General features: G+C 43.8%; 14 protein-coding genes. 6 read left to right on the top strand and 8 right to left on the bottom strand.

Annotation, left to right across the window (positions count from 1 at the left end):
- Nucleotides 1-98 precede the first annotated feature (98 nt).
- Genes R1T16_RS13655 through R1T16_RS13625 form a run of 7 tightly spaced genes read right to left on the bottom strand, consistent with a single transcriptional unit; the run spans nucleotide 99 to nucleotide 13,521 of the window.
- Nucleotides 99-2,498, bottom strand: a complete 2,400-nt coding sequence (locus R1T16_RS13655; protein WP_317501671.1) for an alpha-xylosidase — start codon at nucleotides 2,496-2,498, stop codon at nucleotides 99-101.
- Nucleotides 2,499-2,526: 28 nt separating this feature from the next.
- Nucleotides 2,527-5,004, bottom strand: a complete 2,478-nt coding sequence (locus R1T16_RS13650; RefSeq protein WP_317501670.1) for a glycoside hydrolase family 2 TIM barrel-domain containing protein — start codon at nucleotides 5,002-5,004, stop codon at nucleotides 2,527-2,529.
- A 59-nt stretch (nucleotides 5,005-5,063) separates the two neighbouring features.
- Entirely contained in the window at nucleotides 5,064-5,915 is an 852-nt protein-coding gene (locus R1T16_RS13645) for a hypothetical protein (RefSeq protein WP_317501669.1), read from the bottom strand.
- Between the two features lie 27 nt (nucleotides 5,916-5,942).
- Nucleotides 5,943-7,535 carry a RagB/SusD family nutrient uptake outer membrane protein gene (locus R1T16_RS13640; RefSeq protein WP_317501668.1) on the bottom strand — a complete coding sequence of 531 codons (1,593 nt, stop codon included), beginning with the start codon at nucleotides 7,533-7,535 and terminating at the stop codon, nucleotides 5,943-5,945.
- A 10-nt stretch (nucleotides 7,536-7,545) separates the two neighbouring features.
- Complete coding sequence (locus R1T16_RS13635; protein ID WP_317501667.1) at nucleotides 7,546-10,653, bottom strand: TonB-dependent receptor; 3,108 nt, start codon at nucleotides 10,651-10,653, stop codon at nucleotides 7,546-7,548.
- Between the two features lie 47 nt (nucleotides 10,654-10,700).
- Nucleotides 10,701-12,026, bottom strand: a complete 1,326-nt coding sequence (xylA, locus tag R1T16_RS13630) for a xylose isomerase (RefSeq protein ID WP_317501666.1) — start codon at nucleotides 12,024-12,026, stop codon at nucleotides 10,701-10,703.
- A complete protein-coding gene (locus R1T16_RS13625) occupies nucleotides 11,995-13,521 on the bottom strand; it encodes a xylulokinase (RefSeq protein WP_317501665.1) in 1,527 nt (508 codons plus the stop codon). Before R1T16_RS13625 ends, xylA begins: the two co-directional genes overlap by 32 nt.
- A gap of 247 nt (nucleotides 13,522-13,768) precedes the next feature.
- On the opposite strand from R1T16_RS13625, the gene R1T16_RS13620 reads away from it, so the two are divergent.
- Both R1T16_RS13620 and R1T16_RS13615 read left to right on the top strand, forming a co-directional pair.
- A complete protein-coding gene (locus R1T16_RS13620) occupies nucleotides 13,769-14,488 on the top strand; it encodes an NUDIX hydrolase (RefSeq protein WP_317501664.1) in 720 nt (239 codons plus the stop codon).
- A 218-nt stretch (nucleotides 14,489-14,706) separates the two neighbouring features.
- Entirely contained in the window at nucleotides 14,707-15,615 is a 909-nt protein-coding gene (locus R1T16_RS13615; protein WP_317501663.1) for an IS1595 family transposase, read from the top strand.
- A gap of 54 nt (nucleotides 15,616-15,669) precedes the next feature.
- Here R1T16_RS13615 and R1T16_RS13610 read toward each other — a convergent pair whose 3' ends face one another.
- Nucleotides 15,670-16,668, bottom strand: coding sequence for a substrate-binding domain-containing protein (locus R1T16_RS13610; protein ID WP_317501662.1), 999 nt, complete (start codon nucleotides 16,666-16,668; stop codon nucleotides 15,670-15,672).
- A 101-nt stretch (nucleotides 16,669-16,769) separates the two neighbouring features.
- Between R1T16_RS13610 and R1T16_RS13605 the strand changes: the two genes are divergently transcribed.
- Genes R1T16_RS13605 through R1T16_RS13590 form a run of 4 tightly spaced genes read left to right on the top strand, consistent with a single transcriptional unit; the run spans nucleotide 16,770 to nucleotide 21,780 of the window.
- Nucleotides 16,770-17,825, top strand: coding sequence for an aldose epimerase family protein (locus tag R1T16_RS13605; RefSeq protein ID WP_317501661.1), 1,056 nt, complete (start codon nucleotides 16,770-16,772; stop codon nucleotides 17,823-17,825).
- Between the two features lie 15 nt (nucleotides 17,826-17,840).
- Nucleotides 17,841-19,010, top strand: coding sequence for a galactokinase (galK, locus tag R1T16_RS13600; RefSeq protein ID WP_317501660.1), 1,170 nt, complete (start codon nucleotides 17,841-17,843; stop codon nucleotides 19,008-19,010).
- A 1-nt stretch (nucleotide 19,011) separates the two neighbouring features.
- Complete coding sequence (locus R1T16_RS13595) at nucleotides 19,012-20,061, top strand: UDP-glucose--hexose-1-phosphate uridylyltransferase (RefSeq protein ID WP_317501659.1); 1,050 nt, start codon at nucleotides 19,012-19,014, stop codon at nucleotides 20,059-20,061.
- A 48-nt stretch (nucleotides 20,062-20,109) separates the two neighbouring features.
- Entirely contained in the window at nucleotides 20,110-21,780 is a 1,671-nt protein-coding gene (locus tag R1T16_RS13590) for a sodium:solute symporter family transporter (protein WP_317501658.1), read from the top strand.
- Nucleotides 21,781-21,785 lie beyond the last annotated feature (5 nt).

Raw genomic sequence — 21,785 nt, 5'->3', positions numbered from 1 at the left:
TATTCATTTGTATCAGGCAAGATATTAAAAAACCCGGGAACCGGAAGTCAAAACAGTTCCCGGGGGAATTTAAGAACTAACCCAAATAACTCAAAAATTTATTTTATCAACTCTGTTTTAAACGTTATTTTTCCGTTGTACGGATTTTGGCCTACAGTAAAGCTGTTTCCAGATCGTGCCGCAGATACGGTTTGCACCTTATCGCCACCCGGCAGGAATACTTTTCCTGTTGCAGTTGTGGCAGCATCTGTAGCAAATACCTTAAGTGTAAGCTTGCTCCAGTCCATATCCTGTGTGCTTTGTGCCAATGCAATGTGAGGCAGTGCCGTACCATCTTTAACCAATACTACGATTGGAATGTCTCCGGCTTTTATCCTGTGCCATCCGCCCTGGTATACTTTCTTAGTCTGGTAATCTATCCATGTTCCTGCAGGCAGGTAGACGTCTCGTTCGGTAACTTCTTCAAATAAAGGTGCCACTAAAAGGTCTGATCCAAACATATACTGGTTGTCTATTAACCATGCTCCCGGATCGTTAGGGAATTCAACAAAAAGAGCACGCATCATCGGCAGTCCTTTTTCTGAGCTTTCTTTTGCCTGTGCATAGATGTATGGCATCAGTTCGTAACGCATGTTATCGGCAGCGCGGTATCCTTTAAGGAAATCTTCGCTAAACAACCATGGCTCCCTTGGTGGTTCGCCGTGGCTGCGCACATGAGAGGTAAGCATTCCAAACGGGGTCCATCTCCTGTATAATGCTTCCGGCGATTTTGTAGCAAACCCGCCTAAATCATGGCTCCAAAAGCTAAAGCCTGATAAACCTAACGACAGTCCGCCGCGAAGCGTTGCTGCCATAGCGCCGTTGTTAGTCTCGGCATCACCACCCCAATGCAGCGGGTAGCGCTGGCTTCCTGCCCAGGTGCTTCTTGCCCATATAAGGGTATATCCTTTTTCGCGCTGTGTCACTTCGGCAACGGCCTTGTTGTAACGTAACGGGTATAAATTGTGCTCATAGAAACCTGTGCGTCCGCTGTGGTAAAGCCCATCTGTAGGTGCAGCTTCGCCAAAGTCTACTTTAAATACGCCAACACCCTGGTCAAACAGGTGCTTAAGCTTGCCCTGGTACCATTTTACTGTTTCAGGGTTGGAGAAATCCAATACCGCGTCTTCATACGGAATATTTCCTTTTTTATCTTTTACCGCAAGGTTGTTGTTTACGATCTCATTGAATAAAGTATTCTTTGGCGTAAAGTAAGGCAGCTGCCAAAGACAAACGTTAAAGCCATCTTTTTTCATGTCTGCCATCATTTTTTTAGGGTCTTCAAAACGTTTTGAGGCAAACTCATAATTGTTTCTCCAGTCAACGTCAAACCAGCCTGTATCAAAGTGGATAACATCACTCGGAATCTTATATTTTCTAAGGTTCTTTGCTACTTCGCGGCCTTCTTTCTCAGAGAAGTAAGTAATACGGCTCATCCATAATCCAAATGACCAAAGCGGCGGCATAGCTGCTTTACCGGTAAGGTTAGTATATTCGTCAAGAATGTCTTTTGGTTCTCCTAAAAAGATAAACAGGTCGGCTACATCGTCGCCTATCATCATTTTGTTAGCGCTGGCGTAGTATTTACCAAAGTCCACCGTGATAGGTGCAGAGGTATGCATAAACACACCATAACCGCGTGAACTCATGTAAAACGGAATAGGTTTGTACATGGTTTCGTTCTGAACGCCATTGGCGTCATCTGTCCACATGATTACTTTTTGCCCGCGTTTGTTAAACTGCGTGAACGACTCACCACAGCCAAATATTTTTTCGTCCGGCTCAAGGCCGAATACAGGCGCAACGTTTCTTGAATAATCGTTGTTGTTCCTTACAAAAGAGAACGGAAGGGTAGGCGTGTACGTATTCTGAAGGTCGTCATTATGCAACGTTGAGGTTAGCATTTTGCCTGCTGCATCATAAATTTTTACGTGCCATGGCTTGCTCTCAATAACCACTTTACCGTGTTTGCTCACATATTGGTGGCCGGTAGCTGTCTTGCTGTACTTCCAGCTCTCAGGGTGGTTAGGTGCCGTGCCGTTAACCAGCATAAGCGATTCTGCAACCTGGTTGAACTGCGGGCCCGATGCATTTTTTATCCTCACGGTACGGTCAGACACAAACTCAATGCTAAAAGGCAGCACAGGAGCATCGGCATACTCAGTTGCCGGAAATTCGTTTGCTTTTTCAACATCAGGCTTCATCATCATGTTATTAAAGGCCTGGCGTGTCTTGTAATTGTAACGAAGGTATTTTACGGTTCCTTTTCCGGTGGCAGGGTCAAAAGACGCCAGCTCATCGGCAAAGTAGAACGTGTTTAAGTAATTTTCAAAGTTTTTACTGATATCTACCGGCGCGTTGAGTACGTCAGCGTTCTGTACCTGTGCCACAGCTTCATGCCCTGAGACCAGGCTAAGGGCCAGGCCGAGGAATGCTGCTGCAATAGTTGTTTTTTTCATTATATAGATGTTTGTTTTGGGTACTTAATTATTCGGCTGTAATCTTTATGGTTGCAGCCTTAAGGCCTTTAGCGCTTGCAGTAACCTCTATAGTCCCTGCCTTTTCATGGCTTTGTATTACAACAAGGCATTTGCCGTTAAGCGCGGTGTGCTTTGTGCCTTTGTATGACTCATGGCTTACCGGGTCGCCGCTGCATACACCCACGATCTTGCCGTTGCCCTTAATGCTAAAGTTTATCTCGTTGTTTGCCGTTGCAGCAAAAACACCGTTGGCATCATAAATATCTACCGTAATAAAGCTAAGGTCAGTGCAATCAGCTTTAATGGTAGCGCGGTCTGCGGCAGCTTTAAGGGCAGCAGGTGCACCTGCAGTTTTTACTTCTTTTTCAAGAACGGTTTTGCCTCCTTTGCGCGATATTGCTTTTAGCGTTCCCGAGGCATAAGGCACCTTCCACATTACGTGGAGGTCGTCGCCTTTTTTACTTTGTTTGCCTAAGGATTTTCCGTTAAGGTAAAGCTCAACTTCATCGGCATTGTTATAGTAAGCCCATACATCTACCGTTTGCCCTGCTTTCCAGTTCCAGTGCGGTAAAATGTGCAGTACGTCTTTATTAGTCCATTCGCTCTGGTACATATAGTACACATCTTTAGGAAAACCGGCAAGGTCTACGATACCAAAGTACGAACTGATAGACGGCCACAAATAAGGCGTAGGCTCGCCGATGTAATCAAAACCTGTCCAGATGTAAAAGCCCGAAAGGAAATCGTATTTCTTCATTACTTTCCAGGTCGCCTCATGGGTAGAACCCCATGGCGTTTGTACCTGGTCGTAAGCCGAAACCGTATTGCCCGGGTTACCGTCGTGAAACGGAATATCCCAGCGCTTAGGCCATTGTTTTATTTCTTCAGAGTTTTTGTCATAATAGCCCCTAGTCTGTAACCCCGATGTTGTTTCGGTAGCGATAAAAGGTGTTTTAGGAAAATTTATCTTGTGGTTGGCATACGTTTGGTGAGCATAGTTGTAGCCAATAAGATCCAGTGCGCCGCTGCCTGCAAGGGCATTAGGCTGTGCAGCTGTTTCGGTAAACTGTATATTGATATCACCGCTTACAATAATTGGCGGGTTCATTGCCGCAGTAACCGGGCGTGTAGTATCAAGCGCTTTTACAATGCCGGCAAGTTCTTTACCAATGCGTGCGCCGTTCTCATTCCACTGCTCAGGAATCTCGTTACCTATGCTCCAGATAAATACACTAGGGTGGTTCCTGTCGCGCAGTATCTGCGCTTCAAGGTCGGCCTTGTGCCATTTTGCCCATGCGGTGCTGTAATCGTCTTTGTTCTTAGGCTGTTCCCACATGTCAAAAGCCTCATCCATAACAATAAAGCCCATCTTGTCGCAAAGGTCTAGTAATTCAGGGGCGGGCGGGTTGTGCGATGTGCGTATCCCGTTTACGCCCATTTCTTTCATGATCTCCAGTTGGCGCTCCATGGCGCGGGTATTAAATGCCGTTCCCAGCGGGCCTAAATCATGGTGAAGGCAAACGCCTTTAATCTTCAGTTGTTTTCCGTTTAGTAAAAAGCCTTTGTCAAGGTCAAATTTAAAGCTGCGGATCCCGAAAGGCGTTTCATAGCGGTCTGCTACATCATCGCCTATTTTAATTTCGGTTATAGCGGTGTAAAGCTCCGGTGATTCTACATTCCATAGTACCGGGTTGTTTACAGTTGTTTCCTGTTTAATGGTTTTTTCGGCGTTTGCCTCAATAGAAACTTTCTGGCTTACTGTAGCCGTTTCTTTATCTCTTTTATATAAGGTAGTGGTAATGGTAGCCTCTTTTGCCTCAGCATATTCATTTTTAATAGTAGCAGCTATGACAACAGTTGTCTCATTGGCAGATACTTTAGGCGTGGTTACAAAAGTGCCATACTGGCCTACATGAAGTTTGTCTGTAGTTTGCAGCCATACATTCCTGTAAATTCCTGAACCCGAATACCAGCGTGAATTAGGTTGTTTTGAGTTGTCTACCTTTACGATTATCTCGTTTTTTGTATCGCCAAATTTAAGATAGGGTGTAAGATTGTATTCAAAGCTAATGTATCCGTTAGGGCGTTTACCCAGGTAATGGCCGTTAACCCATACTTCGCTGTTGCAGTATACACCGTCAAATACGACAGATGTAATTTTTGTACTGTCGGCCGCGGCAACGGTAAATGTTTTTTTGTACCAGCCAAGTCCGCCTGTAAGCGCGCCGCCACCGGTTCCGGCAGGGCTGTGCTCGTCAAATTTTCCTTCTACGCCCCAGTCGTGCGGAAGGTTAAGGGTGCGCCATTGTGTAGCGGCACTTATAGTGTCTTTATCGTTAGCAGCATCGTTTAAATGAAACTGCCAGTTTTTATTGAAGGTTACCTTTCGGTTATTTTCTTTAGTATCGCTGCTGCTGCATGCTGCTATGGTAAGCAGTGCAGTCATGGCAAGCGCCTTAAAGAACGATTTCTGAATTTTAGTCATAGCTGTTTTGGTAAAAAAACCGGTAAGCGCTTTTGGAGTACGCTTACCGGTATTATGCTTTATTCTTTAGGCTTAAAGTGGAAAACGATCTGGCATGGCCCATCATTAGGGTTTCTCGCCTGGTCACGTTTTACAGAAAGGCGTAACGAATTCTCTGTTACTTCAACAACATTTATGGTTTTCCAGTTACTTACATCTGGGTAATAATCACCACCAAAAAGCAGTTCTGCCGCACCGTTAAAACTCATGCTGTGCTTATCAACATTATAAGCAAATGTTGCTGTTTTTGTTGTCTGGGCATCGCTGTTAAGCGCAGTCTGGGTTACGCTTACATTATAGCTTCCGTCAAGGTCAAAAGTCATTTCTCCCCAGTTCTTGTTTGGCATTACCCATTCATTACCTGCATAATCAGGAAACCAGTTCCAGTAATCTGCCCCAAGAGCATTGTAAGGATAGTCAAAACCGGCCCAGCCAATAGGGCTTGCCATGTCCAGTACCCATGTCTTGCCTTCTGCACCTTTAGTTAGGCGGGCCCATTCCGGCGCGCTAAAAAAGGCATCATCATTTTGTGCAATGTTTACTTCTACAGGAGTGGCGTCAACCCTTCCACCTCTTGTAAAGGCAGTGAAGTATACCGTGTATTTGCCTGCAAAAGGAAACGTTACCTGATTTTGATCCTGGTTAGAGTGGCCAAGATCGTTACCTTTAGAGTCAATATAGTTCCAGTACGGGATTATATCGTCTGTGGTATTTGTCATTGTAACCACATTTCCGTTAGTAGTTACATTGATCTTAATATCTGAAGGCGCAAGCGATATGCCCGGCAGGCTGTCGCGGTCTTCCTGAGGCTCGCACGAAAACAATGTTCCTACGGCAACAAAGGCAACAAGAAATTTAAAAACATTTTTCATAATCGTCTGTTTTATATTGTTTGCAGATTACCATCCAGGGTTTTGCTGTATGGTTCCGTTAGATATTAATATTTGAGACTGTGGCAGTGCAAACCATCCTAAGGTCTCTGTCCTAAAGCTTGTTTCAAAACCACCCGGCATGCTTGAAGCGTCTACAGCAGTTTTAGTAGTGCTCATGTCTTGTCTTATAAGGTCAAACCAGCGGTGTCCTTCAAGAGCAAACTCAAGGCGGTGCTCATTCATTATGCTTGCTTTTGTAACAGGAACACTATGTGTATCGTTACCAAAGGCGCGCGCACGCACCCTGTCAAGACAGTTTTGTGCAAAACCTGCATTGCTGTCAAGGTTAAGTTCTGCCGCCATAAGAAGTACATCAGAGAAACGTATTACAGGATAATCTTCGTAGTTGTCAATCTGGAAATCGCCGCCACCTATAGAAACAAGGTTTTCTCCTGCTTCGTTAGTAATTGGGCAGAATTTTTTCCATCCGTAACCTGTATACTGGCGTACACCTGCAGCTACAGGATCGTAACCAAGATTTTCTGCAGTGTAATCTATAATGGTAGCATTCCTGCGGATATCCCCATCCTCATACGCATCGTATAGTGATGGCGTTACAGTACAGCCGCCCCATCCCTGAGCATAAGGAGCCTGCGCAGCAGATGCACCCCTCATAGCGATGTTTACAGCAAAACGGTTACCTTCGTGCAGGTCCCAGTTTGCAGCACCAGAGCTGTTATAACGAATTGCAAATACCATTTCGTTATTGCCTTCGCCTGCATAAGGAGTACCTGTAGACGCTGCCGAAGCAAGCCAAAGGCTTCTAAAGTCGGCAACAAGGGCGTGGCCGCTGTTGTTTACCGCATCATTAATATACGTTACCGCCTCGGCTTTAGTCACTACACCTGCAAGATCAGGTTTTTCATAGTAGTCCGTATAGAAAAGGAATGCTTTAGCCAGATAGCCTTCTGCAGCCCATTTTGTAATACGGCCGTAGTTTGCGTTAGATGCCTGAGAGTAATTTTCTGTACCAAGGTTATCTGCAGCAAATTTAAAGTCGTTAGCTATAAGCGCATAGGTAACCTCTGCCGATTGTCTTGGCAGCTGGTACTCATTTGCTTTTATGGTATGGTCAAGCGGAACGATATCGCCAAACACACGGGCAAGCTCAAAGTGAAAGTGCGCCCTTAAGAAACGCGCTTCTGCCTCATATCTTGTTTTAAGCGCAATATCATTGCCCCATTCTACCTTATCAAGGTTTTCAAGAAGTATGTTAGCCCTGTAGATACCTATGTAGCAGGTTTCATATATAGGGTCGTTCATTTCCTTGTCGGTTACAAACTGAAAACGGTCAAGCTCTACGGCAACATTACTGTCGGCAGTACCAAAACCGCCGTAGCAATCATCTGATGCCGTTTCTGTGTTAATGATAAAACCGCCGTAGCCTTCGCGCTGCAATACGTCATAAACGGCAGTAAGCCCCTGTAGCGCATCTTTTGGCGTTTTATAGAAATTCTCCTCTACCTTATCGGTATAAGGGCTGTTGGTTATAAAATCTTCAGAACATGCTGTTATGGCAAGTACCGATGATAAACATACTATTTTAATATACTTTTTCATTTTCAAGCTTTTAGAAATTAGCACTCAGACCTAGCATAAATGTTCTTGGCTGCGGGTAGAAACCTACGTCTATACCTCTTGCCCATGTTTGGTTTGTGTTACCAAAACCAACTTCAGGATCCATGCCCGGGTATTTTGTAAAGGTAAACAGGTTGTTTGCCGATACATAAAGCCTAAGCTGGCTAAAGTGTTCTTTTATTTCATTACTAAGTTTAGAAAGGTCGCAGCCTAAAGTAACCGTCTTGATCCTGAAGAAATCGCCATCTTTCATGTAGATGTCAGAGAATCTTGTGTAGTTGCCGTTGTCTGTTGTTCCATATGTAACCCTTGGCGTAGTGTTAGATGTGCCCGGTCCTGTCCATCTGCTAAATACATCTGTAGTGTAGTTGTAGAACGGCCTTGAGTAATCGTGTACACCATAAGCAATCTGGTTTCCGCCTGCGCCATACGTATAGATAGAAAGGTCAAACGCTTTATAATTTAACTGGAAGTTAAAGCCATAGTAGTAGTCAGGGTTAGGATCACCAATTTTTGTCTTATCATCTGCAGTAATGGCACCATCGCCGTTACGGTCTATAAACTTAACATCTCCCGGCTGTGCGTTAGGCTGTATAAGTGTTCCGTTTTGAGAATAAGCATTGATCTCATCCTGCGTCTGGAAAATACCACCAGTTTGCAGTCCGTAGAAGAAACCGATAGGCTGGCCTTCCTGAACGCGGTTCATCTCGTCAAGCCCCTGGAATAAAAGGTTGCTGTCCCCGTTAATGATACCGTTTGCATTTGCAACACGTGTTACCTCGTTTTTGTTGTGAGAGAAATTAGCGTTTACGCTTACTCTCCAGTCGTCGCCAAAGCTTTTTGTATAGCCTAAAGCGATCTCAAAACCTTTGTTAGTTACGTCTCCACCGTTAATAAAAGGAGCAAGTGCACCGGCATATTCCGGAACCGAAGCCTGTACTAACCAATCTTTTGTTTTTTTGTTGTAGTAATCAAAAGTAAGGTTAAAGTTGTCAAACAGGGTAGCATCTAAACCGATGTTAAGCTGCTCAGAAGTTTCCCATTTAAGATCCGGATTACTAAGGTAATCAGGGCTGGCGCCTATGTAAAGCGGAATTTCGTTTGCACCGGTACCAAAGTGGTAACCTTTATCAAATGAACTGATAGTTGACATATAGGCAAATGTTCTTGGGAACTGGTCATTACCGTTTTGTCCCCAGCTGCCGCGTATTTTAAGGGCATTAATCACTTTTGCATCTTCGCCATAAAAAGCCTCACGGTCTACATTCCACGCACCAGAGAATGATGGGAATACTGCATATTTGTTGTTAGGGCCAAATTCAGAAGAACCGTCCCTTCTTATTGTAGCAGTAACGATATATTTGTTATCGTAGTCATACAATAATCGTCCAAACTGAGAGTAAATGTTGTAAGGCGTTTTACCACCTGAAACCGTGTTAAGGGTTTTGTCTGTAGCGTTGCTAAGGTAAGCATGGCCAAAGTCTTCAAAGATCAGGTTTTTACCTGTAGCGCTTGCAAATTCAGAAATACGCTCACGTGCAGAGATACCTGCAAGAAGGTCTAAATTGTGTTTGCCAAAGCTTGTTTTGTACTGAAGGGTGTTATCCCACGTCCATGAAAAGTTATTTGTGTTAGACTGCGTAACCGATGAGATCGTGTTGTATGTTACGCTTGAAAGCTGGTATACCGGTAAGAAAGAACGGTAATTGCTGTCGCTAACATCTATACCAAAAGATGTCCTGAAAGTAAGCCCTTTTACAAGGTCAACCTCTGTAAATACATTACCTACGTAACGATTGGTCTTTGTCTCATTAAAGTTGTTGTAATATAATAAACCTACAGGGTTTGTAATATCAGCGCTAATGTCTGATGATCCAAAGCTTCCGTCTGCATTATAGGTAGGGAAGTTAGGAGGTGAGTTTAAGAAACCTCTTATAGAGTTATTATAAATTCCGTCATCTGCAATACCCGTACTTTTTACGTTAGAATAGGTAAAGTTCTGGCCTACCCTCCATGAATCCCTTACATTATAAGTAGTATTCATGGTAAAGCTTACACGGTCGTACTGAGACTGTCCTGTGTTACCCCCTATAAGCCCTTCCTGGCCGTAGTAAGAAAGTCCCATATTGTAAGTCGCTTTTTTATCGCCACCAGATACTAATAACGAGTGGTTTTGTTTCATAGCGCCCTCTTTAAAAAGGTCGTTTTGCCAGTCGTGGTTTTGCATCTCATTAATTTGCTGCGTAGAATATAACGGAGCCATGCCTGAATTTACACGTGCCTCGTTCATTATCGTAGCATATTCTCTTGCGTTTAGCAGGTCAAGTTTTTTGTATACTTCCTGAAAACCTGTGTAGCTATTAAGCGATACATTCATTTTACCTTCTGTACCTCTTTTAGTAGTTACAAGGATAACACCGTTTGCCGCGCGCGCACCATATATAGAAGCTGCTGCAGCATCTTTAAGTACGTCCATCCTTTCGATTACCGAAGGGTCAAGGTACCCGATACCGTTATCTACAACAACACCATCTACCACATAAAGCGGTGTACTGTTACCTGTTGTACCTGCACCACGAATGTTTACCACCATCCCTGCACCAGGCTGACCCGATGTAGACGTGATGTTAACACCAGATGACTGCCCTTGTAAAGCGCTTGTAGCATCTATACTGTTCGTTTGCTGCAAGTCTTTACCGCTTACTACAGTTGTTGCAGCACTCGATACCTTTCTTTTTTGCGTACCGTAACCTACCACAACCACTTCGTCAAGCTCAGAAGCTTCCGGTTTTAATGATACGGTAACTGTAGACTGGTTGTTTACCGCAGTTTCCTGGGGAGCAAAACCTACAAAGCTGAAAACCAGCGTTGCGTTAGGGCCTACGGCAATCTGGTAATTTCCGTCCAGGTCAGTAGAGGTACTGTTAGACGTGCCTTTTTCCATTATCGTCACCCCCGGCAGGCCCATGCCGTCATCGGCAGCGGTTACCTTACCTTTTACTGTTTTCTGCTGGGCAAATGCCGAAGAAAACACAAGGGTAAACAGTAATGTCAAGCAAAAAGTAACCATCTTAGACGGAATCGTAATTTTACTTTTCATAATTAATTAGAGTGTTAGGTTATTTGTTATAGTGTTTGTTGTTTTTCCTAGTACGCGTTAGCAACTAACTGTTCAAACAGTTCCTGCTTGCCGCTCATAGGCTGGGGTTCTCCATTTTTACGTGCAATTTCGTTAAGGTTTTCTAAAGTGAGCTCTCCTTTTTCAAACCTTGCGCCATCACCGTTGTCAAATGATCCGTAACGCTGGGTGCGTAGTTTTTTGTATTCAGTATTTTGTAGAATGTGGTCTGCACAGATAAGGCCTCTCGCAAACGTATCCATACCAGATATGTGTGCTATAAATTTATCGTCAAGGTCTATTGAGTTACGGCGCACTTTAGCATCAAAGTTTACACCGCCGCCCTGCATTCCTCCGTTTTCAAGGAAAACAAGCATGGCCTGTGTAATTTCGTAAACATCTATAGGAAACTGGTCGGTATCCCATCCGTTCTGGTAGTCACCACGGTTAGCGTCAATACTACCAAGCATTCCTGCATTTGCAGAAACCAATAGTTCGTGCTCAAAAGTGTGGCCAGCAAGTGTAGCGTGGTTTACTTCGATATTTAATTTAAAGTCTTTTTCAAGTCCGTATGTCTTAATGAAATTAATGCACGTTGCAGCATCAAAATCATACTGGTGTTTCATTGGCTCCATAGGTTTTGGCTCCAGTAAAAAGTTACCTGTAAAGCCTTGTTTCCTTGCATAGTCGCGTGCAGTTGCTAAAAACTGGCCCATGTGGTCCTGCTCACGCTTCATGTTAGTATTCAAAAGGCTCATGTAACCTTCACGGCCACCCCAAAATACGTAGTTCTCACCACCAAGGGCAATAGTAGCATCCATTGCTATCTTAACCTGTGCGCCTGCATAAGCTAATACATCAAAGTTAGGATTAGTAGCAGCACCGTTCATGTAACGCGGGTTGCTGAACAGGTTAGACGTACCCCAAAGCAGTTTAATGCCGGTTTCCTGTTGTTTTTGTTTAGCATATTCTACCATTTCCTGGATGCGTCTTTCAAATTCTGAAAGCGACGAAGCTTCATCTACCATGTCCACATCATGGAAACAGTAATAAGGCATTCCAAGTTTTGACATGAATTCAAAACCGGCATCCATTTTTTCTTTAGCTCTTGCTATAACATTTTCGTGTTTGTCCCAGGCAAAAGTTTCGGTAGGGCTTCCAAAAGGGTCGCCGCCTTTATTGTTTAGCGTATGCCAGTAAGCCATGGCAAACTTAAAATGGTCTTTAAGGGTTTTGCCCGCAACTACGCGGTTTTCATCATACCATTTAAAAGCAAGCGGGTTAGTGCTTCCTTTACCTTCATATTGTATTTTATCTACAGTGCTAAAAAATGACTGGTTCGTTGTTGTGCTCATTGTGTTGAATTATATTAATAGTGTTTTTCCAATTTTCATAGATCTCGCCATAATACTGTACCAGTACAGGGTTAGGTTCAATCGTGTCAAGGCAGGTAAGGCTTTCAAAAGCTTCTTCAAGGGTAGTAAAGTAACCAAAGCCGTATGCTGCCCCGCGTGCAGCGCCATCGGCACCTGCGGTGTTATAAAGTTCTACTGTTGTTTGTGTGGTGTTGGCAAATATCTCACGGAATACAGGGCTAAGAAACAGGTTGGCCTTACCGGCGCGTACCACGGATCCCGATGCACCTACCGATTTCATAACATCAAAACCGTAGTTCATGGCAAACACGATACCCTCGCAGGCAGCGCGTACCACGTGTGGCGTTTGGTGTATGTTAAAGTTAAGGTTCTGTATGCCCGATGTTGCCTGTTTGTTGTTAAAGATGCGCTCTACGCCGTTTCCAAACGGGTAAAAGCGTAACCCTTCGCTCCCTATCGGGGCTTTTGCAGCCTCGGCGTTAAGCCTTTCATAAGAAATAAGCTCATTGCTGCCCGCCGACATTATCCTGCGCAGCCATTGGTATAAAATGCCCGATCCGTTAATGCACAGCATAACGCCGTTGCGTTTTTCGGTTTCGGTATTATTTACGTGAAGAAAAGTGTTGATGCGGTTGTTAGCGTCATAATTGTCTTTATCGCTAACGGCATATACTACTGCCGATGTTCCTGCTGTAGTAGCAATTTCGCCGGGACGAAGAACGTTAAGTGATAACGCATTGTTAGGCTGGTCGCCTGCGCGGTAAGTTATCTTAACATCCGGGCTAAGGCCAAGCTGAGAAGCAACTTCTGGGTTTATATCGGCCTGGTGGCCAAAGTTTTCTACGATTTCCGGCACAAGGCTGTGCGGAATCTGCATCGCGTCAAGCACTTCGGTAGCAAGGCGGCCTTCGGCAAAGTTCCACAAAGTGGCTTCAGATAATCCCGACGTGCTTGTTTGTGCTTTGCCCGATAGTTTTGCAGCGATAAAATCGCCCGGCAGCATAAAGTAAGCTGCTTTTGCAAAAACTTCCGGCTGGTTGTCTTTTACCCATTTAAGTTTAGAAGCGGTAAAATTGCCAGGGCTGCCTAAAATTATGTTTTGGGCATTCTGGTGGCCCATCATGTCATAAATGCTGTCGCCTATTTGTGCAGCACGGCTGTCGCACCAAATAATTGACGGCCTTACAGGGTTCAGTTGCGCATCGGTAAGTACAAGGCCGTGCATCTGGTAGGCAATGCCTATCCCTGCTATGCGTTTTAGCTCAACATTGTGCTTGCTGCCTAAATTGCCTATGCCTGTTTGAACATACTCCCACCATTGTGATGGGTCCTGTTCTGCCCAGCCAAATTTTGGTGCAGTGATCTCCATCTCAAAATCAGGAACGCTTACCGAAGCAATAACGCTTCCCTTGTCGGCGTCAAACACCGACAGTTTAATTGATGAGCTTCCTAAATCTATTCCTAAAAAATACATAGTGCTGTTTATTTGCTATTTGTGAACTAACTATTAAGAAATTTTCGGGCCAAATATACTACAACGTTTTTTCTTATGGTTAATTTGACCACAAGTATAAAACATTATTTTCATATTAACAAAATATTAAGCTTAAAATTTTATTATTAGTAGTTGTGGGTTAGTTTGTTAGCAGATGTTCAAAAAAATAAGGTTTGTTGGTTATTTTGAAAAAATACCTATATTCGTTGGGTTTTAAATGCGAATGATGGCAAAGAAAGTTATAGATAAAGAATCGGGCAAAGTCTCAGAGCGTTCAGTGATAAACGCGATTACCATAGACAGTGTTATTTTCGGTTTTGATAAGGGCAGCCTTGAGGTGCTGCTTGTACAGCACGGTGAGGGTATCCGAAAAGGCGAATGGGGTCTTCCCGGAGGATGGATACTGGAAAATGAAAGCATTGATAATGCCGCCCACAGGCTGCTTGCCGACCTTACGGGACTTGATAATATCTACCTGGAGCAACTAAAGGCTTTTGGCGAACCCGACCGTTTTCCACTAGGACGCGTAATTACCATTGGCTACTATGCCCTTGTAAAAAGGGAAGACTATAACATTCGCGCCGGTTTTACGGCATCTGATGCCAAATGGTATAAAATTGCAGATGTACCCAGCCTTATCTACGATCATAACCAGATATTAAATTACAGTTTGACCAATCTGCAAACCCGTGTTAAACAGGCGCCGATAGGTTTTAACCTGCTTCCCGAAAAATTTACCCTTTTTGAGCTGATGCAGCTGTATGAAGAAATACTGGGGGTAGAGATGGATAAATCGAACTTCAGGAGAAAAATACTGCGTATGAAACTTCTGGTTGCCCTTGGCGAAAAACAAAAAGACGTTTCGCACCGCGCCGCAGAGCTTTATGAATTTGACCCTAAGATCTACGAAAAGCTGACGAAGAAAGGTTTTAACTTTGAGTTTTAGATTTTTTAACCACAAAGTACACGAAGAAAGTACAAAGGATACAGCTTAGTAGAAACGGAATATTTATAGAAAATTAGAGGGAGTGATTTAAACGCTCCGGAGAATGGGCTGTCTCAGACGTGAGGCAGCCCATTCTTTTTCCTCACCGCTGACCCCTCTCCGATGGAGAGGGGAAATCATGCCGACTTACTCATGCGCTAATCGATTCACGAGTACAGTTGCTCCCCTCTCCTTCGGAGAGTAATATAATAGAAGTATTTACAAAGTTTCCTGATCAGGAAACCTGTATAAGTTATCTTGAGCATATCCGTTGGCAAAACGAGCCTATATGCCCTTATTGCGAAAGTAAAAAGAATACGAAGCGCAAAGGTACAATACGCTATCAATGCAATAGCTGCAATCGTAGTTATAGTGTACTTGTAGGAACTATTTTTGAAGACACAAAGCTATCATTAAACAAATGGTTTTTTGCCATTGCATTAATTTTAAATGCAAAAAAAGGCCTGTCTTCTCTTCAACTGGCCCGCGATATTGGTGTTAACCGTAAAACAGGCTGGTATCTGCAAATGCGTATTAGAAAAGCAATGGATGAAGGAAATGACACTGATTTATTCAATGGCATAATAGAGATTGATGAAACTTATATTGGAGGAGCGAAGGGGAATCACTCCAAGGGCAAGCGCCAGGACAGACGCGATAGCGGTCGGAATATAACAGGAATGCAGCACAAACAGCCTGTAATAGGGCTATTGGAACGTGATGGGCGCCTAAAATTACAAGTTCTTGAAAAAGCACATGGCAAAACGATCAAGCCAATTATTCAACAAACTGTATCTCCTGATGCCAGTCTGGTTACCGATGGTTTTGGAGGATATGCAGGCTTGGATAAGCACTATAAAGAGCATCAGGTACTAAATAAAAATAAAGAAGAATATGCAAGGGGACAATATCATACCAATACCATAGAGGGGTTTTGGACATTGCTAAAAAGAGGCATATATGGTCAATACCATAAAGTATCCATAAAGCATCTACAGGCTTATTTAAACGAATTTACCTTCAGGTATAATCACAAAGACAGTAAAACTAATTTTGACATATTAATAACCAAAATGATACTCCCTTAAATGCATCTGTCAAATGATGGGCTATTACTCTTCGGAGAGGGGCTGGGGGTGAGGTTATAACGACCCCCTCTCAATCAATCTGCTTTTATTCTCTATTTGTGTTTTAGCCTGTTTTAGAATCATTTCGGCGAGCAGGTGGCCCATTTCGGTAAAGTCGGTAGAAATGGTGGTAATACCGTTGCCCACAACTTTTTTTAGCGGCGTATCGTTGTAAGATATTATGCCAATGTCTTTGCCTATCTGTAAATTTTTATCGCGGGCCTGTTCCAGCACGCTAACCAGGTGACGGTCGTTAGGGATAACGTAGGCTTCACCGGGCAGCAGGATACGGTTCTCAAAATCGGGAATTATTTCATGCCTTATTCCGTTATCAGTACAGAATTTAGTAAATCCCTCGGCCATGCCGGGCGGCTGCTTGAAAGCGGGGAATATAAGTACCATCTTTTTGTATTTATATAATTTCTGTTGTCCCGCGGTAAGGGCGTTGTAAATATCCTTTACAAAGTTTTGGTGTACCGATGGGTAGTCTTTCAGTTCTGCAGTGGTCTGGTCAAGAATAAACACATCGTTCTTAGGCAGGGTTTTTATAATTGCAGCAGCACCCTTAAGGGTAGTGGGCATAATGATGTACTTGGAGTAGTCGCCATTATTCTCATTGATAAGTTTCCTGAAGACGTCAATGCTGAAGTAATGGAAAAAAATATCGATCTGTGCATTGTTTGCCATTGTTTCTATAAAGGCATTGTACAGGTCTTCTTTGAAGGAGTTGAATTCGTCAAACAATAAAAAGATGCGCTGCTCAAAACTGAATTCCTCGCTTTTTATGTAATAGCCTTTTCCAAGCCGGGCATAGATTATGCCTCGTTTCTTCAGTTCGTCATAAGCCAGCAGTACGGTGTCCCTTGACAGCGAAAATTCTAATGCCACTTTATTTACAGAGGGCAGCTTATCGCCACGCTTCAGGCGCTTTTCGGTAATAGATGTTTCTATCGATAAGATGATCTGTTTGTACTTGGGCAGGCTGCTGCGGCTGTCAATGTTTATTATTTTCATAGTATTGGGTAAACTGGTGGCTAATATACAAAAACTGGTAGGTACTGGTATGACTGATTGAGATTAACTTTTACTTTTGGTGCTGATTCGATAATAAAATTATGGAAAAAAATCACATTTCTCATTTTACAACTGATAGTATTGCGAAATTATTTGGCGCCCTGCCGGATGGTACAGCTGTTCATTCTTACACACTTACAAACAGTAAGGGGCTAGAGGTGACATTCATTACCTATGGTGCAGCTATAAGTTCGTTGCTGGTAACAGGGAAAGATGGGGTTAAGACCGATGTGGTTTTAGGATTTGATAGTGTTGAGGGTTACTTAGCATCGTACACAGTGCCAAGCCCGCCTTACTTTGGTGCAGTTATAGGACGTTATGCAGGGCGTATTGCCAATGCGGCCTTTACTATTGACGGACAGCAGTATAATCTTGACAAGAACCATAATGAGAACACGCTTCACGGTGGGCATTTAGGTTTTTGCCGTGTGGTGTGGCAGGTAAAAGAAGTGAAGCAGGAGGCAGATAACGCCTCAATAACTTTTGAATATACCAGCCCGGATGGCGACCAGCATTTTCCGGGTGAACTGGTTACGCAAGTTACCTATACGCTTACGCCGGACAACGAAATCAAGATTGACTATAAAGCTCAAAGCAGCAGGGATACGGTTATAAACCTTACCCAGCACAGCTACTTTAACCTTGATGGGCATAAGGGCAATGTACTTACGCAGCAGCTTATGGTAAATACCCCGGCAATCCTTGAGATTACCGAAGACGGCATACCTACGGGCAAATATATAAAAGCGGCAGATAAGGGATTTGACTTTACATCTCCGGCGGGATGCCCTGCGTCTATAGATAATTCTTTTGCCCTTACCGATGCTTCGGCGCCGGCGGTAACCCTTGAAAGCGAGAGCACCGGACTAAAAATGACGGTGTATACAGACCAGCCATCGGTGCATATTTATGTGGGCGGCAATTGTTTTGGGCAGGTAAAAGGCAAAGAAGACGCAGAATACCACGCAAACAGCGGTATTTGCTTTGAAACGCAAAACTATCCTGATGCGCCAAACCATACTAATTTTCCTAATGCCATATTGCGCAAAGGGGAAACCTATACCCAGAAAACCATCTGGAAATTTGAACAGTTATAAACGACCAGCGATATAATGAAAAAGAAATTAGTAAATCAGGTAAAACAATACTTTGAAAGTGCTTTTGCCACAGCGCCGCAGCACGTATTCCTTTCTCCGGGAAGAATAAATGTTATAGGCGAGCACGTAGATTATAACGATGGTTTTGTGCTTCCGGCAGCGATCAATAAATATATATGCTTTGGTATATCAGCGTCGGGCAGCTCTAAATGCACGCTTATTGCCAAAGATCTTGACGAAACCTATACGTTTGACCTTAACGATGAGCTTAAGCCAACCGATGTTATGTGGGTTAACTACATACTTGGGGTTATCCATCAGCTAAAAGACAGAAGCAAAAACCTTAAGGGTGTAAACATCGCTTTCAGCAGTACAATACCTATGGGGTCTGGTCTTTCGTCTTCGGCTGCATTAGAGTGCGGTATCGCTTATGCATTCAATCATATGTTTGGCCTGGGCCTTTCTAAAGAAGATATTGCACTGATAGGCCAAAAATCTGAGCATACATTTGTAGGTGTAAATTGCGGTATTATGGATCAGTTTGCCAGCGTATTTGGTAAAAAGCGCAGTGTGATAAAACTGGACTGCAATACACTGGAATATGAATACCATAAAGCAGATTTTAAAGAATATTCACTATTATTGCTGAACAGTAACGTAAAACACACCCATCTTACATCGGGCTATAACGTGCGCAGGCAGGAGGTAGAAAAGGGGCTGGCGATCTTAAAAGAGGCTTATCCCGGAGTAAAAACCTTCCGTGACTGTAATGAGGAGCAGGTAAAGGCACAGCGTGAAAAACTGGGCGAGACCATATACAACCGCTGCTTATTTGTGGTTCAGGAAATACAGCGTGTGCTGGATGCGGTAGATGCGCTCGAGGCTTCAGATTTTGCTAAGCTTGGCGCATTGATGTTTGCTACACACGACGGCCTTTCTAAAGAATATGAAGTAAGCTGCGAGGAGATCGATTTCCTTGTAGATGCAGTGCGAAATAACGAAGATGTACTTGGCTCTCGCATGATGGGCGGCGGTTTTGGCGGCTGCTCCATAAACCTTGTGAGAAAAGGTACAGAAGATGCCCTTATTGCAAAAGTAAGCAGGGAATATAAAGATAAATTCGGCATCAGCCTTGAGCCGTACAAAATAAAAATAGCAAAAGGTACAACCCTTTATAAAGATTAATATGCAGGTATTTGACAATAATGAGCATCCGCACAGGCGATACAATCCGTTAACAGGGGAGTGGGTACTGGTATCTCCACACCGCAGCAAAAGGCCGTGGCAGGGACAAAAAGAAGCTGCTGCAAATACAGCATTGCCGGAGTATGACCCTGAGTGTTACCTGTGTGCAGGCAATCTGCGCTCTAACGGAGTGCGCAACGACCAGTATACCGACGTTTTTGTTTTTGATAACGATTTTCCGTCGCTGCTTACGGACGCGGTCACTACACCCGACACTTCATCTCTTTTTCAGCTAAAGCCGGAAAGGGGCATTAATAAAGTAATATGCTTTTCGCCAAAACACAACCTTACCATTCCTGAAATGGAGGTAAGCGCGCTGGTTAAGGTAGCCGAAGCATGGAAACAGCAATACAGAGAACTTGGCAGCAAGGATTATATAAACCATGTTCAGATTTTTGAGAACAAGGGCAGTGTAATGGGGTGCAGCAACCCGCATCCGCACGGGCAGATATGGGCGCAGTCGTCGCTCCCTACTTTGGTCGAAAAAACACAGGCAAGCCTTTTAGCCTACTACGAAAAGAACGGGAAAAGCCTTCTGGCAGATTACCTTACCGAAGAGCTTGCAAAAAAAGAGCGTGTTGTTATAGAGAATGACCATTTTGCCGTTGTGGTTCCTTTTTGGGCTACATGGCCGTATGAGACCATGATAATAAGTAAAAGGCATTTTGGCAATATTACCGAAATGACCGAAGAGGAAACACAGGCATTTGCCGAGATATTAAAAAGGATCACGGTAAAATATGACAACCTTTTTGAAACGTCTTTCCCGTATTCATCGGGTATCCACCAAACCCCAACCGACGGAAAGCCGCATCCTGAATGGCATTTCCACATGCATTTTTACCCGCCGCTGTTGCGTTCTGCCTCTGTAAAGAAATTTATGGTAGGCTACGAAATGATGGCCGAGGCACAAAGGGATATCTCTCCCGAGAAAAGTGCCGATATCCTCAGAGGCCTTTCTGAGGTTCACTACAAAACCAAAACACCCTAATACCCAAACCCAAACACTTTAACCAAAAAACAACAAACACGTTAAACTATGAAAGCATTATCTACTGCTGACTATATCGTTTTCTTGTTCTACTTTGTGCTCATTGTAGGATACGGATTCTGGATATACAACCGGAAAAAGAAGGAAAGCACAAGTAGTAACGACTACTTTTTAGCAGAAGGCTCACTTACATGGTGGGCTATTGGCGCATCGCTTATTGCGAGTAACATCAGCGCAGAACAATTTATCGGCATGAGCGGCAGCGGCTTTAAGATGGGCCTTGCCATTGCCACTTACGAATGGATGGCGGCAATATCGCTTATTGTGGTGGCCGTTTTCTTTATCCCGGTGTATCTTAAAAATAAGATATTTACCATGCCGCAGTTCCTTAACCAGCGTTACAACGGTACGGTTGCCATGATCATGGCGGTATTCTGGTTACTGCTTTATGTAGTGGTAAACCTTACCTCTATCCTGTATCTTGGTGCACTTGCCATAAGCAGTATATCAGGTTTTGACCTTAACCTGTGTATGGCGTTCCTTGCCATCTTCTCTATCTTTATTACTCTGGGCGGTATGAAGGTTATCGGGTATACCGATGTTATCCAGGTATTTTTCCTGATACTGGGCGGACTTGCAACAACGTACCTTGCACTTAACCTTGTAGCCGATAAATTTGGAGGTTCGGGTGTGGTAGATGGCTTTAGCTATATGACTACCCATGCCAGCGACCACTTTCACATGATATTTGAAAAGACAAATACCAACTATGCCGATCTTCCGGGGTTGTCGGTACTTATAGGGGGTATGATCATCATTAACCTTAACTACTGGGGATGTAACCAATACATTACGCAGCGTGCCCTTGGCGCCGACCTTAAAACGGCACGTGGCGGTATCCTGTTTGCATCGTTCCTTAAGCTGTTAATGCCTATTATCGTGGTGTTACCGGGTATTGCAGCGTATGTACTGCACCAGCAGGGCGGTTTCCAGACGGAGATGCTGCAGGGTGGCGAACTTAACCCTGACCGTGCCTATCCTGTACTGCTTAACCTGCTTCCGTCAGGATTAAAAGGGCTTTCGTTTGCAGCGCTTACAGCAGCAATCGTGGCATCGCTTGCCGGTAAGGCAAATAGTATTGCAACGATCTTTACGCTTGATATCTACAAGCAAAAACTTAATGTAGAGGCTAACGAGCAAAAACTGGTTAAAGTAGGTAAGATAACTGTTATCGCTGCCATGATAATCGCTATACTTATCGCTCCGTTTATGGGTATAGATAAAAAAGGAGGATTCCAGTTCATACAGGAGTTTACAGGATTTTTGAGCCCGGGTATCTTCGCGATGTTCATACTTGGCTTCTTCTGGAAAAAAGCAACGCCTACAGCAGCATTGTTTGCCATGATAGGCGGGTTTATATTCTCGGTATTCTTTAAGTTTCTTCCGGGCTTTATGGATCTGTCGTTCCTTTACGACTGGGGCTTCTCGGTTCCGAATGCAGAAGGTATTTACGAAATTCCGTTTATCGACAGGATGGGCTTTGTGTTCCTTATCTGTGTAACGGGCATGTTCTTTATAAGCGTTAAAGAAACGCGCAAAGGTGTAGCTACAAACGGCCTTGAGATAGACACGTCTATGTTTAAGGTATCAAACAGCTTTGCTGTGGGTGCTATTATAGTAACTGCAGTTATTGCTGCGCTTTACACCTTCTTCTGGTAGCATTT

The sequence above is a fragment of the Flavobacterium sp. DG1-102-2 genome (genome assembly GCF_033042555.1).
Taxonomy (GTDB): domain Bacteria; phylum Bacteroidota; class Bacteroidia; order Flavobacteriales; family Flavobacteriaceae; genus Flavobacterium.
The sequence above is the reverse complement of the archived record's forward strand: the minus strand, read 5'-3'. Positions and strand labels throughout refer to the sequence as shown.

Bases quoted from the DNA above. Each gene is read 5' to 3' on its own strand.
- R1T16_RS13595 (WP_317501659.1), top strand. From the start codon at position 19,012: ATGCAGGTATTTGACAATAATGAGCATCCGCACAGGCGATACAATCCG.
- R1T16_RS13650 (WP_317501670.1), bottom strand. From the start codon at position 5,004: ATGACTAAAATTCAGAAATCGTTCTTTAAGGCGCTTGCCATGACTGCA.
- R1T16_RS13610 (WP_317501662.1), bottom strand. From the start codon at position 16,668: ATGAAAATAATAAACATTGACAGCCGCAGCAGCCTGCCCAAGTACAAA.
- R1T16_RS13625 (WP_317501665.1), bottom strand. From the start codon at position 13,521: ATGTATTTTTTAGGAATAGATTTAGGAAGCTCATCAATTAAACTGTCG.
- R1T16_RS13645 (WP_317501669.1), bottom strand. From the start codon at position 5,915: ATGAAAAATGTTTTTAAATTTCTTGTTGCCTTTGTTGCCGTAGGAACA.
- xylA (WP_317501666.1), bottom strand. From the start codon at position 12,026: ATGAGCACAACAACGAACCAGTCATTTTTTAGCACTGTAGATAAAATA.
- galK (WP_317501660.1), top strand. From the start codon at position 17,841: ATGAAAAAGAAATTAGTAAATCAGGTAAAACAATACTTTGAAAGTGCT.
- R1T16_RS13640 (WP_317501668.1), bottom strand. From the start codon at position 7,535: ATGAAAAAGTATATTAAAATAGTATGTTTATCATCGGTACTTGCCATA.
- R1T16_RS13605 (WP_317501661.1), top strand. From the start codon at position 16,770: ATGGAAAAAAATCACATTTCTCATTTTACAACTGATAGTATTGCGAAA.
- R1T16_RS13635 (WP_317501667.1), bottom strand. From the start codon at position 10,653: ATGAAAAGTAAAATTACGATTCCGTCTAAGATGGTTACTTTTTGCTTG.
- R1T16_RS13655 (WP_317501671.1), bottom strand. From the start codon at position 2,498: ATGAAAAAAACAACTATTGCAGCAGCATTCCTCGGCCTGGCCCTTAGC.
- R1T16_RS13620 (WP_317501664.1), top strand. From the start codon at position 13,769: ATGGCAAAGAAAGTTATAGATAAAGAATCGGGCAAAGTCTCAGAGCGT.
- R1T16_RS13590 (WP_317501658.1), top strand. From the start codon at position 20,110: ATGAAAGCATTATCTACTGCTGACTATATCGTTTTCTTGTTCTACTTT.